Source organism: Pseudoduganella dura, from assembly GCF_009727155.1.
GTDB lineage: Bacteria > Pseudomonadota > Gammaproteobacteria > Burkholderiales > Burkholderiaceae_D > Rugamonas > Rugamonas dura.
The window spans coordinates 4,436,182-4,451,946 of the sequence record NZ_WNWM01000002.1; the positions used below are offsets into that span (position 1 = coordinate 4,436,182).

Consider the following 15,765-nt stretch of genomic DNA (forward strand, 5'->3'; position numbering starts at 1 on the left):
GGCCCTGTTCAGGGCCCGAAGCGCTCGAGCAGGAAATCGACGAACGTCGTCAGCTTGGGCGTGGCGCGCCGGTCGCGCGAGTAGACCAGGTGCATCGGGCGGGGCGCGGGCAGCCAGTCCCGCAGCAGCGGGATGAGCCGGCCGGCGGCGATGTCGTCGGCCAGGATCAGCTCCGCCTGCATCACGATGCCGAAGCCATTCAGCGCGGCCATCCGCAGCGCCGCCGTGCTGTTGGCCCGAAAGCGCCCCGGCCGTACCAGGCGGCCGTCTTCCTGCCCCTTCAGTTTCCACCTTGCCTGCGGCAGCCAGCCCGTGAATTCCAGGCAGGCGTGATCCTTCAGGTCCGCCGGTGCCTGCGGCGTGCCATGCCGCGCCAGGTAGTCCGGCGACGCGCAGATCGCCATCGCATACGGTGTCAGGGGCCGTGCCACCAGCGTCGAATCGGGCAGGGGGCCGATGCGCACGGCGATATCGAAACCTTCTTCCACCAGGTCCACCGTGCGGTCGCTCAGGCTCAGGTCCACCGTCACATCCGGGTAGCGTTCCAGGTAGGCGGTGATCGCGGGGCTCAGCCACTGCGCGCCGAACGATACCGGCGCCGTCGCCTTGATCAGGCCGCGCGGCGCTGCGCGCATCGCTTCGGCCACCGATTCGGCATCGCCGACCTGCGCCAGGATCGCGCGGCACTGCTCGGCATAGCGGCGGCCGATCTCCGTCAGCGCCTGGCGGCGCGTGGTGCGCGTCAGCAGCGCCGCGCCCAGCATCTGTTCCAGCATCCGGATGTGCTTGCCGACCATCACGGCCGACATGCCGCAGTGCTGCGCCGCGCCGGTGAAACTGCCGGCGTCGACGGCGGCCACGAACACTTCCATGCTGCGCAACTTGTCCATTGCTAACCTTTGGTTTGGAATGTCCGTCATGCTAGCTCATTTATTCTTTGCATGACGGAGAAGATACTGGCTGCTCTTACCTACAGGGAGCAGACATGAAGATCATCGTCATCGGTGCGGCGGGCACCATCGGCAAGGCGGTCGTGGAGCGGCTGGGGCAGCGGCACGACATCATCGCCGCCGGCCGTTCCAGCGGCCAGCAGCAGGTTGCAATCGAGGATTACGCCAGCGTGCAGGCGCTGTTCGCGCGCACCGGTGCCGTGGACGGCGTGGTCGTCGCCGCCGGCGGGCTGCACCTGGGATCGTTCGCCGAAATGACGCCCGAGCAGTTCCATGTGGGCCTGCACGGCAAGCTGATGGGGCAGGTGCACGTGGCGCTGGCCGCGCAGCATGCGTTGAACGACGGCGGCTCGATCACGCTTACGTCCGGCATCGATGCCTATCACGCGATCCGGCACGGCGCCAACGCCATGACCGTCAACCTGGGACTCGAAGGCCTGGTTGCCGGCGCCGCGCTGGACCTGCGGCGCGGCCTGCGGATCAACCTTGTCGCGCCCACCGTGCTGACCGAATCCGTGCCGCTGTACGGGCACCTGTTCCCGGGCTTCGAATCGGCAGACGGCAAGCGCGTGGCGCTGGCGTACGAGCGCAGCGTCGATGGGCCGGAAACCGGAAAGGTGTATCGGGTCTATTGACGGTCCGGCCGTGGCGCTGGCCGGGATGGCAATGGGCGCTTTCGGCCTCGAAGATCAGCCAGACCGTTACCGATCTCGACAACGAGTTCATGACGGTCTGCCGCCTCTGGCGTGGCGTGTTGGCAGAACCCAACATTGGATTTGTGCTGACGCAAACCGGCTTTATGCAGGGCAATATTAGCCCGGTGCGGGTGATAACTTCATTGTGTTTCCTCCTTGCAATTTTCAAGGAAAGCGCATGAACATCACCAATATCGGCACCCGGCTCGCACTGGGCTTCGGTCTCGTCTTCTTCCTGCTGACCGTCGTGACGGCGATCGGCATCCACCGCGTCGGCTATATCGACAGCATCCTCACGCAAGTGTCGGAGGTGAACAATGTGAAGCAGCGCCACGCGATCAACTTCCGCGGCAGCGTGCACGACCGTGCCATCGCGCTGCGCGACGTGGTGCTGGCCGATGATCCGAAGCCGTTCATGGCCGAGATCGACGTGCTGGCGAACAATTATGAAAAATCCGCCGCGCCGCTGGACGATGTGCTGGCGCACCGTGCCGACACGACCGCGGCCGAACGCGCGGCGATCGCCGCGATCAAGGATGCGGAAGCGAATGCGCTGCCGCTGATCGCCAGGGTCGTGGCGCTGCGCCAGGCCAACAGCGTGGCGGAAGCCACCGGCGTGCTGCGGCTGCAGGCCGCCCCCGCCTTCGTGGCATGGCTGGCCGCCATCAACCGGATGATCGACCTGCAGGAGCATGCCAGCGCCGCGCAGGCGCAGGATGCGGCGGGCGTGGCCCATGGCTTTCCGGAACTGATGGTGGCCCTGTGCCTTTCCGCGATCGCGCTCGGCAGCGGCGCCGCGTGGTGGATCCACCGCGGCCTGTGCCGGCAGCTGGGCGGCGAGCCGCGCCACGCGTCGGCCATCGTGGCAGCGATCGCCGCCGGCAACCTTGCCGTGCCGATCGACACGCGGCCGGGCGATGACAGCAGCCTGCTGCATGCGCTGCGCGGCATGCGCGACAGCCTGGTCGAAATCGTCAGCCAGGTGCGGCACGGCACGCAGACGATCGCCGCCAATTCGCGCAAGATCGCCGCCGGCAACCAGGACCTGGCGCAGCGTACCGAAACCCAGGCCGGCAATATCGAGGAGACCGCCGCGTCGATGGAGGAACTGACCGGTACCGTCAAGCAGAACTCGGACCATGCGCGGCAAGCCAACGGGCTGGCACTGTCGGCGTCGGAAGTGGCGACTAAGGGCGGCGACGTGGTGGGCGAGGTCGTCAGGACGATGGCTTCGATCAATGCCTCGTCGAAAAAGATCGTCGACATCATCGGCGTCATCGACAGCATCGCGTTCCAGACCAACATCCTGGCGCTGAACGCCGCCGTGGAAGCGGCGCGTGCCGGCGAGCAGGGGCGCGGCTTTGCCGTCGTCGCCACCGAGGTGCGCAACCTGGCGCAGCGCTCGGCCGGCGCGGCCCGCGAGATCAAGGTACTGATCGACGATTCCGTCGAGCGGGTGGACATGGGCGCCCGGCTGGTGGACCAGGCCGGCGCCACGATGGCGGAAATCGTCACGAGCGTGCGGCGCGTGACCGACATCATGGGCGAGATATCGACCGCCAGCGTCGAGCAGACGGCCGGTATCGAGCAGGTCAATTCCGCCGTGGCCGAGATGGACGACGTGGTGCAGTGTAACGCCGCGCTGGTGGAGCAGGCGGCCGCCGCCGCGTCGTCGCTGCAGGACGAGGCGGCGCACCTGGCGGAGGTGGTGTCGGTCTTCAGGCTGGCCGATGCCGCAACCGCTGCCGCGTCGCCCGTGTCGATGCCGGCACCCGGCCGCAGCCCGGCGGCGGCCGGCAAGCCGGCCGGCAGCGGACAACCTGCGCCGCGCCCGGCCGCGAGCCGGACAGCCGACAAGGTGACCGGCAAGGGAGTCGATAACGTGGTCGGCATGGGCACCCGCAAGGTGGCCAATGCCCGCGTCCAGGCCGACGAGGAATGGGAGGAGTTTTGACAACGCCAGGCATTAGATTTCCCGCAAACTTGTAAGTTTCAGTAAGGAAATATTTTGTAACAGCCGCCGTTTGCCGGTAACAAATTTCCGCTCGGCATGTATAGTAATTCTTCCCGATGGAGTACTTCATGCCGACGCTTACCCGTACCTTCGCCTCCGCCCTGTTGTTGTCCCTGACCGCCACCACCGCCGTTGCCGCCCAGCTTACCGCGCTCGAAACGCGCTGGCTGAATGCGGCCGCCCCGGTGCTGGATTACGCCAGGACCCTGAAGTTGCCGATCGATATCATCGTGCAGCCGCGGGCCGGGCCGAACGATGTACCGCTGGCGATGGGGTTCGCGGACGGGCGCTGCAAGCTGGTCCTGTCGATGCGCGGCAATCCGAATGCGGAAACGATCCTGGCCGAGGTGGCCGAGGAGCGGCGCGACGTGCTGATCGAGGCGATGGCGGCGCACGAAGTGGGGCATTGCTGGCGATATGCGCAGGGTAACTGGCATGCGCTGCCGGCCGGCTTTACCGAGGTGGGCCAGGAGATCGCGGCGAACCCGGAATTGCTCGCGTTGTCGAAGCAGATGCGCGAAACCCGCCGCGAGGAAGGTTTTTCCGACCTGGTGGCGCTGGCATGGACCCAGCAGCGCCACCCTGATCAGTATGCCCACGTGGCTGGCTGGTTGCGCAAGGTGCGCGACGACCAGCCCACCAGCCATGGTTCGCATGACACCCGTCCCTGGCTGCGGCTGGCGCCCTGCGGCAGTGCATTCATTGCCGGGGCCGGTCCGTTTGAGCAGGCAACCTTGCTGTGGCGCAAAGGACTCGTTAAGCATGAGTGACTAAATGATAACAATTTCTGGGCTGTGTACGGCCACGCACAGAAGGATACGGCGCGGTAGCGTTTAATCATCCGTGCCAACCATCCTAAGGGGACTTATCATGAAAAAAGCTGCATTCATCACGCTGGCCCTGGTCAGCGCATTTGCTACCGCCCAAACCGCCAACAACACGGCCTACAAGTCGGCGCACGACAAGGCAGAGGCCGCCTACAAGGCTGCCAAGAAGCAATGCGACACGCTGAAGGATAACGCCGAAGACGTGTGTACCGAGGAAGCAAAGGTTGCCCGTGCCCAGGCTGAACGCGATGCCGTGGCACAGCACAAGAATACCGGCAACGAACTGTCGCGTGCCGAGCGCAAGCTGGCCGACGCCAAATATGAGCTGGCCAAGGAAAAATGCGACGACCTGTCCGGCGATGCGAAGGATTCCTGCCAGGTCCAGGCCCGTTCGCTGAAAGCCAACATGACGGCGCAGACCGCGGGCGATGGCCGCACCGCCGTGCTGGTCGATAACAAGACCGGCGCCGAGATTGCCAGCACCGGTGGCGCCACGGTAGCCGGCACCGCTGCCGCTACGCGTGACGCGACCGCCGCCGCGGTCGATCGCGCCGGTGACCGTACTGCCGCCGCGGTGGACCGCGCCGGTGACCGTACCGCCGCCGCTACCGCCAATGCCCGCGAAAAAGCTTCCGACATGGCATCGAACGCCAAGGAAAAAACTTCCGACCTGGCGCAATCGGCCAAGGAAAAAACCTCGGGTGCGGCCGGTACCGCACAGGCTGCGATGTCCGACACGATGATCACCGCGAAAGTCAAAGCCGACATGGCCGCCGACAAGACCGTGAAAGCGATGGACGTGCACGTGGAAACCCAGAAAGGCGTGGTGATGCTGAGCGGCTTCGTACCGTCGAAAGCCGAGGCTGACCGCGCCGTCGAACTGGCCAAGGGCGTGCAAGGCGTGAACGACGTGAAGAGCTCGATCCAGGTCAAGAAATAACCTTCTAGAAGCGCAGCAACTCCGGTCTGGCCCGCGTAACGCGGGCCTTTTTTTGTCATCATCCGGTCAAACGCGCATGCGACCATCCCGGCCTTCCATTCGACCGGAGCAATGCATGCAACCTCGCGCGTATGGCGCCATCCTGGCGCTGGCCCTGCTGTCCGCCTGTGGCAGCGACAACGATCATGACGCGGCCACGCCGCCGCAGACCGCGCCGGAAGCGCCGGCGGCAACACCGGCCGTGGCATTCATGACCGACGTTCACTTCGAAAATGTCTACGGCGACTTCAAGAGCGCTCAATTCGCCGGGATTCCCACCAAGGATGGCCGCAATGCGACGATCCGCACGATGTACGCTCAGCTCACCTCCACGCGCCTGTTCAACGAAAATTATTTCGCCTTCCGCGCCGCGCTGGACGACGCGTATGCAAAAGGCATCCGCCACGTGGCGTTGCCCGGCGATTATTCGGACGACGCGCAGCCGATCAACATCGATGGCATCGCCGAGATCCTGAAGGAATACCAGGCCAGGGGCATGCGCTTCTTCCTGGCCCCGGGCAACCACGATCCGAACGAACCGCACGACGACAACGAGGCCGGCAAGAACGACTTCCTGACGAAGGACGGCAAGGAACAGAAGGTGTACGCCACCGGCAGCGCGGCCTGCAAGGCCAGGGATCCTGCCGTGGTCTGCACCGACCAGCTGATGGAGCAGGGCTACGAGAAGCTGCTGGCCAAGCTGGGCGAACACGGCTTCATGCCGAACCGGGCCGACGTGTACTGGGAATCGCCGTTCAGCAAATACGCCGGAACGTACACCTTCGAGCAGGCCGGCACGCAGGCCGCGCTGTCGAACCGCCAGTTCGAGATCTGCGCGGAAGGCGAAGGCGGCGCCTACAAGGCCGCCGGCGAGGCAAAGCTGGGCCGCTCGTACACGAAGTGCACGTCGATCGTCGATGCCAGCTACCTGGTCGAACCGGTGAAAGGCCTGTGGCTGCTGGCGATCGATGCCAACGTGTTCATCCCGAACGGCAACTTCGATCCGGCCAATCCGAAGAACTTCAAGGGCTTCGACGGCGCCGGCAACGCCGGCTGGAACAAGGTGCTGACGCACAAGCAGCACCTGATGGACTGGATCAAGTCCGTCAACGAGCGGGCGAAGGCGCAGGGCAAGCAGCTGATGGCGTTCTCGCATTATCCGACGATGGATTTCTATGCGAACCAGACGGGCGCGATGAAGGCCGTGTTCAAGTCCGGCGCGTTCCAGACCGCGCGCGTGCCCGACGCGGCTACCACGGCGGCGGTGGCCGCCACCGGCCTGCCGGTGCATGTGGGCGGCCACATGCACTTCAACGGCACCAACGATTACAGCGATGCGGCCGGCAATTTCCTTGTCAACGTGCAATCGCCTTCGCTGGCGGTGTATGGCGCGTCGTACAAGATCCTGTCGTACAAGGACAAGGACACGATCGATGTGCAGACCGTGGCACTGAACGCGGTGCCGCGCTTCAACGAACTGTTCCCGCATTACCAGGCCGAGTACGATTATCTGCAGGGCAGCACCGCCACCGCCGACGTGGCCAAGCGCTGGAACCGCGCCGTGCTCGATACGCAATCGTATGGCGAGTTCACGCGCTATTACTTCGGCGAGCTGTCGCGCCTGCGCTTCATGGATGAATACTGGCCGTGCGAGATGAAGGAAGCGGCGATGAACCTGGATGGCCGCCAGATGCTGATCCTGTCGCAATTGCAGACCAGGGTCACGCTGGCCCAGCTGAAGGATGTACCGGGCGTGCTGCCGCTCACCGCGAGCTGTGCCGCCAGGGGTACTGCCGGCACGGACGGGGTTGCCGCGAGCGAGCTCGCCGCCGACTGGGCGGATGCCACCGCGAAGGCTGAAAAGCTGGCCGGTGCGCGCGGCCTGACGCTGGCCGGCTTCGCGAAGATCACGGCCTACGATTTCTACGGCGACTTCCACCGCACCGTGTATGCCGGCGAACTGGCGCTGCGCGACATGGGGCAGGAACGCGTAAACCAGTACAAGGTGCTGATGGGCGCGTTCCCCGCCACGCCGGCGCCCATCGCGATGAGCGGCAGCCAGCTGTCGGACCAGAACCCGGTGCACGTGGCGTTCCAGAACCAGTTCAGGCAGGTGTTCGCCATCTTCAAGGGACTTGGTTCGGCCAAGCCGAGCGGGCACTTCACGATCGACCTGAAAGGCAAGAAGGTCGCCAATGCGGAGAGCGCCGCGCTGTCGTTCAACTGAGGCCGGCTATACTGGCCCCCGGGCGGGAGGCCCGTGATCGAAGGAGAGGCGGATGCGATTCCAGTTAAGCGTTCTTGTCGGCGGCGTGCTGGCCGGCATGCTCCAGGTGGCGCAGGCGGCCAATGCGGGCACGGCCCCGGCCGCCTGCCCCGCCGCGTCCGCGAACGGGGAGCTGCCCATCATCTTCGACGGCTACAAGGGCTGCAATCCGCTCGGCAAATATTACGACGCACTGCAAAGCGCGGGGCCAGACTGGCAGGCGGTGCATCGCTGCGCCGTGCAGGACCGCAATGAAGCCGTGCTGATGATGCTGTATGCGAACGGCTATGGCGTGCCGCGCGACATCGACCGCGCCATCACCCATGCGTGCCGGGTCGACGGTGCGCAGGCGGAAACCGAAGGCCGCCTCGAGCACCTGCAGCGGATGAAGGCGGGGCAGGACAGGCAACCATTCGACCTGTGCGACGACATCACCAGTGGCATGATGGGCGGTTTTTGCGCCGGTGTCGCAGAAAATGCGCAGGGAGCACGGCGCAACGCCGCGCTGACAAAGCTTGGCGCGCCGTTCACGCCCGCGCAGCGCACCCGCTTCGCGGCGCTGCGCAAGGCAGCCGACGCCTTTGCGCGCAGCGTGGGGGAGAATGAGACGGACCTTTCCGGCACCGCGCGGGCCGCGCTGTCGATCGGTGCGCAGGCCGCGGTGCAGGACGAGCTGCTGGCGGACCTGCGTGCCGCGGAAGCTGGCAAGCTGCCGGGCGGGACCGAGGCCGGCTTCACTGCCGCCGACAAGGGGCTGAACGATGTCTACCGCAACGTGATGGCGCTGCCTGCGGACGACCAGGGCAGGGTAGGCCATACCACGGTGACCAAGTCCGATATCCGCACCACGCAGCGCGCCTGGATCGCCTACCGCGACGCATGGACCGCCTTTGCCCAGGCGCGGTATCCCGCCGTGCCGGCGGCCGCGTGGAAAGCCCGGCTGACCGGACGCCGCGCGGCGCAGTTGCGCGCGTGGCTGGAGTAGGGGATTACCAGGCAGGCGCGCCGGGCACCTTCGCCGGCGCGTCGGTGGCGCCAGCAATGCGACGGCGACGCGACTTCAATGCGACGTCGACTTCGAGAACAGCTGCATGACGAGCACGCCCGCAACGATCAGGCCGATACCGACCAGCGCCGGCAGGTCGAGCCGCTGTCGGAACATGAAGTAACCGACCAGCGTGATCAGCACGATGCCCGCGCCCGACCAGATCGCATAGACGACGCCCATCGGGATCGAGCGCAGCGTCAGCGACAGCATGTAGAACGCGATGCCGTAGCCCACCACCACCAGCACGGAGGGCAGGGTGCGCGTAAAGCCCTCGGACGCTTTCAGGGCGGACGTGGCGATGACTTCGGCCACGATGGCGACCGCCAGGAATATCCAGTTCATGTAACTCCTCTTCAGGCTTTTTTGCCGAGGCAGCACTGTACCAGACCCTGTTGCGCCACCTGCCGGAATGTGCCGGGGAATCGGCTGGGGAATCGGTCAGGGAATCGGCCGCGGAAGTACGGTCGTCTCTTTTTTGCGCCACTGATCGGCTAACTCGGCTATTCTGCCGCCTTTACAAAATCATCACGGTTCGGGGATCGGGATGAGCTGGACGAAGGAAGCGGATGAAGCGGGCAATTTCTGCAGCAAGCGGAACCAACGAGGCAAACGGAGCAGCCGGGCAGGCCAGAGCAGCCGGGCAGGCCAGGCCGGAATTTGCATTGATTAACGTGTTGAAGGCGGTGGCCGCGCAACTGATCGTGCTGCATCACCTGGCGTTCTACGGGCCGATGGCCGATCACGCGCGCGTGTTGTTGCCGGACACGATCGACTGGCTGGGCGACACGGCACGCATCGCCGTGCAGGTGTTCCTCGTCATCGGCGGCTTTCTCGCCGCGAAGTCGCTGAGCCCGGGGGGGCATGCCGGACTGGCCGCGCCGCGGGCGGCGATCTGGCGGCGCTACGTGAAACTGGCACCGCCATTCGTGGCCGCGACGCTGCTGGCCGCGCTGGCCACCGCCTGGGCTGCCGCCTGGATGACGCACGACTCGATCTCCGCTCCCGCCACGTTCGCGCAGCTGTGCGCCCATGCGGTACTGCTGCATGGGGTGCTCGGGTATGAATCGCTGTCGGCGGGCGCCTGGTATGTCGCCATCGATTTCCAGCTGTATGCGGCGCTGGCCCTGATGCTGTGGCTCGCGGGCCGCGCGGCCGGACCAAGCCCGACGCCGCGCGTGGTTTCGTACCTGGTGCCGTGCGCCGTCGCTGCCGGCATCGCGCTGTCGCTGTTGTACTTCAACCTGGATGCCGGCTGGGACGACTGGGCGCCGTATTTCTTCGGCAGCTACGGGCTGGGCGCGATGGCCTGGTGGGCCGGCGATCGCGACCGCAAGGGCGGGTCCGTGGCGCTGCTCGTCGCGCTGGCCGTCGTGCCGGTGCTCGCCGCGCTGGTGGTCGAATTCCGCGACCGGATCGCGCTGGCATTGGCGGTCGCCTGCGCACTGTTCCTGTTCGGGCGCGCCAGGACCGAGGCGCGCGGCCCCGGGGCCTCGGTTGCCGGCTACCTGGGGCGCATCTCCTATGCGGTGTTCCTGGTCCACTTCCCCGTGTGCCTGGTGATCAATGCGGCATTCACGCGCTATGCGCCGGCCGAGCCGCACTGGCAACTGCCCGGCATGCTGCTCGCATGGGCCACCAGCGTTGCGGCGGGCGCCATGTTCCACCGGTGGGTGGAGGTGCCGCTCGGCCGCACGATCCGTTCCACGACGACGCGGCTCGCCACCCCGGCATGGGCGGCCGAGCGGGTGGCGCGGCGCTGACGCATCATCGCCTGCGTCACGCGCCAGGGGGCAGCCGGGCCGGCAACCGGCCCGGCCGGATGCGGCTTAAAGATCGACCTTCAGCCGCGCGACCACGCTGCGTTCGGCGCCCGCGGACACGTACAGGTTGCCCCACGAAGACGTATAGAACATCCGGTTGGCCAGGTTGTGCACATCCACCGACAGGCGGGTGCGCCGGTTGACCTGCCAGTAGCTGACCAGCTTGAACGTGGTGTACGCCGGCAGCGAATACGTGTCCGCGCTGTTGCCCGAGCGTTCGCCAACGTAGTTCGCGCCGGCGCCGATGCCGTAGCGGCCGCCGCCCGGCAGGCGGTCTTCGCGGATCGCCAGCAGGCCGGCGCTGTATTCCGGCACGTTGGCCAGGCGCGTGCCGGCGGCCAGCGTTTTATCCTTCGTCACGCGCGCATCGTCCCACGCGAAGTTGCCCATCACGCGCCAGTGGCGGTCCACCTGGCCGTTGACGTCGACTTCGAAGCCGGTGCTCCTGATCTCGCCCGCCGCCACGGAATAGCCGGGCACGTCGCTCGCGGTCAGCACGTTGGTCTTGGTGATCTCATACAGCGCCAGCGTGGCCCCCAGGCGTCCGTCCGGCGTCTGCAGCTTCCAGCCCGCTTCATACGCGGTCGAGCGCTGCGGGTCGAAGGCGCGGCCCGCGATATCCGTGCCGTTATTGCCGCGGAACGATTTGCCGGCCGAGACATACAGCGAACTCCAGCCGTTCGGCAGGTACGTCACGCCGGCGCGCGGGGTGACGGCGCTCTGCTCGCGCGCGATGAACGTCTTGGCGACGCGGTTTTCCAGCGACTGGCTGTACTCATCCCAGCGCAGGCCGGCCAGCAGTTTCCACCGGTCGGAAAGACTGACCTGATCCTGCGCGAAGACGGCTTTCACGCGCTGCCGTTCGTCGGAGCTGGTGGTGAGGCTGGTCAGCGCCGGCGCAGCCTTGCCGTACACCGGCGTGTAGATGTCGATCGGCGTGTTGGCCGAACGCAGGATTTCCATGTTCATCCACAGCCGCGACGCTTCGGCGCCGACCAGCAGCGTGTGCCCGATGCCGCCGGTGGTGAACTTGCCTTCGAGTTCGGCCTGCAGCGCCACATCGCGCGACGGCAGCGTGCGCCACGTAGCCTGGCGGTTCAGCGTGCGGTTGTCCGCCGCCAGCGCGGTCGCTTCGGTGTATTCGCCGTAGAAATCGCTTTCCTTGTAGCTGGCGCCGATCCGCACGCGCCAGTCGTCAGTCAGCCGGTGTTCCAGCGTGGCCTGGTGCGTGTCGCTGTTCAGGCGCATGTTGTCATCGCCGGGTTCGTTCAGAACGCGGTCGCGCGGCAGCGTGCCGAGCACGCCGCGCACGTTGATCACGCCGCGGTCCAGCGGCGCATCGGTGCGCAGGAATTCCGATTCGAAGCCGAACGTGGTGCGGCCATCGATCTTCCATGTCAGCGCCGGTGCGACCAGCGTGCGCTTGTTGTGCAGCAGCGAGGAGCGGGGGCCGCCTTCTTCCGTCACCAGGTTCAGCCTGTAGGCCACCGTGTCGGTCAGGGCGCCAGTGCTGTCCAGCGTGGCACGGCGCAGGCCGGTGCTGCCCACGCTCGCTTCGGCCACGTTGGCGCTGTCGAATTTCGGCTTCTTGGTGACGATGTTGATCGTGCCGCCCGGCTCGCTGCTGCCGTAGACGGCGCCGGCCGGACCCTTCAGGAACTCGAAACGTTCGACCGTTGCCGTATCGCGCGGCGGATTGTAGCCACGCGATCCGGGAAAGCCGTTGACGAGGTAGCCCATGTCGGTGCTGGAAAAGCCGCGGATGGCGAAGTTGTCCCACGTGCCGCCGAAGTCGTTGAGGCGGGAAATACCGCTGACGAAATCGACCGTATCGGCCATGCGCGTCGCGCCCAGGTCTTCGATCTGCTGCAGGCTGATCACGCGCACCGATTGCGGCACTTCGGCCAGCGGCGTATCGGTGCGCGTCGCGCCGCGCGATTGTTGTGGATTCCAGGCGTCGCCGACGCGTTCGGCGACGATGCTTACCTGCGGCATGGCGGTTTCCGCCGCTTCGTCGGCGGCCGGTTGCGCCGAGACCAGCGGGGCGGCGGAGAGCAGGCTTAAAGCGAACAGGCGGTGTGTGAACGGATGCGGCTTGGCGATGTGCATGGGCTAATGACGGGAAAAAGGCGCAACTATAAATGAGAATCATTATTATTTATAGTCATATGGGGGGCTTTGTCGTTCCCATGCAAAAAAAAAGCCAACCGGACAGGTTGGCCAAAGTGGGGGAGTGCGGCAATGGTGCTCAGTGCCTGACTGGTTTGCTTCAGCGTTACGGGTTTCCTGATTTGCGGTTGCGGGAGCGGCGCAGGCGCCAGCCGAGGCCGGCAAGACCCAGCGCGAACATCGCATACTGCGACGGTTCCGGCACTGCGCTGACGGTGGCAAAGCTGCCGGCGGCGAGGCCCAGGTTGCCGTCGATGCCTTGTGCGCCGGTCGAAAGGCTGACGGTCAGCCCGCGCGCGGCGTTGTTGCCGAAGTTGCTGACCAGGCTGTCGTAGATGACCGTGTCCTCGACTTCGAACGGGTCGTCCAGGTAGCTGATGAACAGTTCCGCGTGGCTGTAGCCGTGATGGGTGGCGGTGAAGGTGCTGCTGGCGTCGGCGTCGGCATGCAAGACCAGCCTGGTATTCGCGGTCAGCGAGAATGCATGGCCGATGGCCGCGGTACCGAACATTTCGCCCTGTGCGCCGGAAAAGCTGGCGCTCAGGCCGGCCGTGCCGTTCGCCATGCTGACGCTGGCGCTGCCTCCGCCAACCGTGGCGCCGACGGTGCCATCGCCGACGCGGTAGTCGAACGGCTCGGGAAACGTGGTCGTCGTCGGATAGAAGCCGGCGGTCAGCACGATGGCGCTTTCATCGAGCGTCAGGGCGGCGTCGATGCCGTCGTTCAGGTCGAGGTCGATGACTTCGTAATGGAAATTGCTGAAGTGCGCACTGGAAGTGGCTTCGGCTTGCGCGGCCAGCGGCGCCGACAGCGCAAGGGCCGCGGCGGCGATTACAGGCAGTTTCATGAGGGAGCTCCACGGGATGAAAGACCGTTATTGTGCTTGAGCTCGTTATCTTTTTTTTAAGGGATTTTTACGCGAAATTGTCATGAATGTATGACGATGAGCAAGACCTGCAAAAACAAAAAAGCCAACCGCGAGCGGTTGGCTTCTCTGATCTATTCGTGGTAGGCCGTGCGGGATTCGAACCTGCGACCAACGGATTAAAAGTCCGCTGCTCTACCAGCTGAGCTAACGACCCGAAAGAGGCCGCATTATATACGGCGTATTACGCTCTGCCAAGTGCTTCAACAATAAAGCCTGCAAAAGATCAGCAAATGACCTGGGGTCAGGCACCAGGCCATTTTCTGTGCAAGATCAAGCAAGGGAACAGCCGCGGCGAACGCTATGCCAGCGATGCAGTAGCCTTCAGCACTTCCTCGGCCGTGGTGACGCCCTCGATCAGCTTGTAGGCACCGGCGATGCGCAGCGGCTTCATGCCGTCGGCGACGGCTTGCCGGCGCAGCGCGCCGATGTCGGTTTCTTCCTGCACCAGTGCATTGAAGCCGGCGCTGACAGTGAGCAATTCGTAGATGCCGGTGCGGCCGCGGTAGCCGGTCTGCCGGCACTCCGGGCAGCCGGCGGGGCGGTAGACCGGCCGCGGCTTGGGCAGGTTCCAGGCGCCGCCGATGCCATGCCAGATGTCGTCGGCCAGTTCGCCGTCCGGTGTCTTGCACTCGGGGCACAGGGTGCGCACGAGGCGCTGCGCCATGATGCCGATGACCGTGGCTTCCAGCAGGTAGTACGGCACGCCCAGTTCCAGCAGCCGCATCACGGCGGACGGCGCATCGTTCGTGTGCAGTGTCGACAGCACCAGGTGGCCCGTCAGCGCGGCCTGGATCGCCATCTCGGCCGTGGCCAGGTCGCGGATCTCCCCGACCATGATGATGTCCGGGTCCTGGCGCATCAGCGCGCGCACGCCGTCGGCGAACGACAGGTCGATGCCCGGCTGCACCTGCATCTGGTTGAAGGACGCCTCCACCATCTCGATCGGATCCTCCACCGTGCACACGTTCACTTCCGACGTGGCGAGCGCTTTCAGTGTCGTGTACAGCGTGGTGGTCTTGCCGGAGCCGGTGGGCCCGGTAACGAGGATGATGCCGTGCGGCCGCTTCGTCAGCGCATCCCAGCGCGCCGCATCCTCGGGCGGAAAGCCCAGTTCCGGCAGCGTCTTCACGACCACGTCCGGGTCGAAGATCCGCATCACGAGCTTTTCGCCGAACGCGGTCGGCAGGGTCGACAGCCGCAGCTCGATCTCCTGGCCGCCGGCGGTGCGCGTCTTGATGCGGCCGTCCTGCGGGCGGCGCTTCTCGATCACGTCCATCCGCCCCAGCAGCTTGATGCGCGCGGTCATCGCGATCATCACCACGGCCGGCACCTGGTACACCTGGTGCAGCACGCCATCGATGCGGAAGCGGATGTTGCCGATGTCGCGCTTGGGTTCCAGGTGGATGTCGGATGCGCGCTGCTCGAACGCGTACTGCCACAGCCAGTCGACGATGTTGATCACGTGCTGGTCGTTGGCATCCACCTGGCGGTTGCTCTTGCCCATTTCGACCAGCTGCTCGAAATTGTTGCGCAGCGCCAGGTCCTGGCCGGTGGAACGGTTGGCATCCCTGATCGACTTCGCGAGGGAAAAGAACTGCGACGTGTACTGGGCGATGTCGAGCGGGTTGGCGATCACGCGGCGGATCGAGCGGCGCGAGATCTTGGCGATCTCCGGCTCCCATTCGAGCGCGAACGGATCGGCGGTGGCGACGGTGAGCGTGTCCGCGCTGATCTCCACCGGCAGGATGTTGAAGCGGGCCGCGTAGCTGGCCGACATGACGTCCGCCACGCGGGTGAAATCCACCTTCAGCGGATCGATGCGGTACAGCGGCAGGTGTGCACGCTGCGCCAGCCATTCGGTCAGCATGTCCAGCGTCAGCTGCCTGTGCGGCGCCTGCGCGGACAGGATCTTGCAGTGCGCAACGGCGCACAGCGGATGCATCGATCCGGCGGTATTGCGCAGGATGCCCTGCGCCTGCGTGTAGTAGGCCTTGACGCCGGCTTTCTCCACCATGCCATCGGCGAGCAGCCACGTGAAGAGTTGTTGCAGGTCGAGCGTCTTGGCCATG

At 65.6% G+C, this 15,765-nt stretch carries 13 protein-coding genes and 1 tRNA gene; 8 read left to right on the forward strand and 6 right to left on the reverse strand.

The window, feature by feature from the left end:
* Positions 1–8 precede the first annotated feature (8 nt).
* Positions 9–890 carry a LysR family transcriptional regulator gene (locus GJV26_RS19360; RefSeq protein ID WP_155710391.1) on the reverse strand — a complete coding sequence of 294 codons (882 nt, stop codon included), beginning with the start codon at positions 888–890 and terminating at the stop codon, positions 9–11.
* Positions 891–985: 95 nt separating this feature from the next.
* Between GJV26_RS19360 and GJV26_RS19365 the strand changes: the two genes are divergently transcribed.
* The 7 genes from GJV26_RS19365 (at position 986) to GJV26_RS19395 (ending at position 8,716) form a co-directional block, all read left to right on the forward strand.
* Complete coding sequence (locus GJV26_RS19365) at positions 986–1,585, forward strand: short chain dehydrogenase (RefSeq protein WP_155710393.1); 600 nt, start codon at positions 986–988, stop codon at positions 1,583–1,585.
* Complete coding sequence (locus tag GJV26_RS19370; protein ID WP_155710396.1) at positions 1,582–1,827, forward strand: hypothetical protein; 246 nt, start codon at positions 1,582–1,584, stop codon at positions 1,825–1,827. Before GJV26_RS19365 ends, GJV26_RS19370 begins: the two co-directional genes overlap by 4 nt.
* Positions 1,824–3,599: a methyl-accepting chemotaxis protein gene (locus GJV26_RS19375; RefSeq protein WP_155710398.1), complete on the forward strand. Its 1,776-nt coding sequence runs from the start codon at positions 1,824–1,826 to the stop codon at positions 3,597–3,599. The genes GJV26_RS19370 and GJV26_RS19375 overlap by 4 nt, the downstream gene beginning before the upstream one ends.
* Before the next feature lie 128 nt (positions 3,600–3,727).
* The gene (locus GJV26_RS19380; RefSeq protein ID WP_155710399.1) at positions 3,728–4,429 is read left to right on the forward strand and encodes a hypothetical protein; all 702 of its coding nucleotides are present in this window, start codon (positions 3,728–3,730) and stop codon (positions 4,427–4,429) included.
* A 100-nt stretch (positions 4,430–4,529) separates the two neighbouring features.
* Complete coding sequence (locus GJV26_RS29960) at positions 4,530–5,426, forward strand: BON domain-containing protein (protein WP_216643146.1); 897 nt, start codon at positions 4,530–4,532, stop codon at positions 5,424–5,426.
* A 115-nt stretch (positions 5,427–5,541) separates the two neighbouring features.
* Entirely contained in the window at positions 5,542–7,692 is a 2,151-nt protein-coding gene (locus GJV26_RS19390; protein WP_229419360.1) for a metallophosphoesterase family protein, read from the forward strand.
* 52 nt (positions 7,693–7,744) lie between these two features.
* On the forward strand, positions 7,745–8,716 hold the full coding sequence (locus GJV26_RS19395) for a lysozyme inhibitor LprI family protein (protein WP_155710400.1): 972 nt from the start codon (positions 7,745–7,747) through the stop codon (positions 8,714–8,716).
* 75 nt (positions 8,717–8,791) lie between these two features.
* On the opposite strand, the gene GJV26_RS19400 is transcribed toward GJV26_RS19395, so the two are convergent.
* Positions 8,792–9,121, reverse strand: a complete 330-nt coding sequence (locus GJV26_RS19400; RefSeq protein ID WP_155710401.1) for a DMT family transporter — start codon at positions 9,119–9,121, stop codon at positions 8,792–8,794.
* Between the two features lie 329 nt (positions 9,122–9,450).
* Between GJV26_RS19400 and GJV26_RS19405 the strand changes: the two genes are divergently transcribed.
* Positions 9,451–10,539 (forward strand): acyltransferase family protein, encoded by a 1,089-nt coding sequence (locus GJV26_RS19405; protein WP_229427985.1) that lies wholly within the window; start codon positions 9,451–9,453, stop codon positions 10,537–10,539.
* A gap of 66 nt (positions 10,540–10,605) precedes the next feature.
* Here GJV26_RS19405 and GJV26_RS19410 read toward each other — a convergent pair whose 3' ends face one another.
* The 4 genes from GJV26_RS19410 to tfpB form a co-directional block, all read right to left on the reverse strand.
* Positions 10,606–12,708 carry a TonB-dependent siderophore receptor gene (locus GJV26_RS19410; RefSeq protein WP_155710403.1) on the reverse strand — a complete coding sequence of 701 codons (2,103 nt, stop codon included), beginning with the start codon at positions 12,706–12,708 and terminating at the stop codon, positions 10,606–10,608.
* Between the two features lie 166 nt (positions 12,709–12,874).
* Positions 12,875–13,615 (reverse strand): PEP-CTERM sorting domain-containing protein, encoded by a 741-nt coding sequence (locus GJV26_RS19415; protein WP_155710404.1) that lies wholly within the window; start codon positions 13,613–13,615, stop codon positions 12,875–12,877.
* A gap of 159 nt (positions 13,616–13,774) precedes the next feature.
* A tRNA-Lys gene (locus GJV26_RS19420) sits at positions 13,775–13,850 on the reverse strand.
* Positions 13,851–13,994: 144 nt separating this feature from the next.
* Entirely contained in the window at positions 13,995–15,764 is a 1,770-nt protein-coding gene (gene tfpB, locus GJV26_RS19425) for a type IV pilus assembly ATPase TfpB (RefSeq protein ID WP_155710405.1), read from the reverse strand.
* Between the last annotated feature and the right edge of the window lies 1 nt (position 15,765).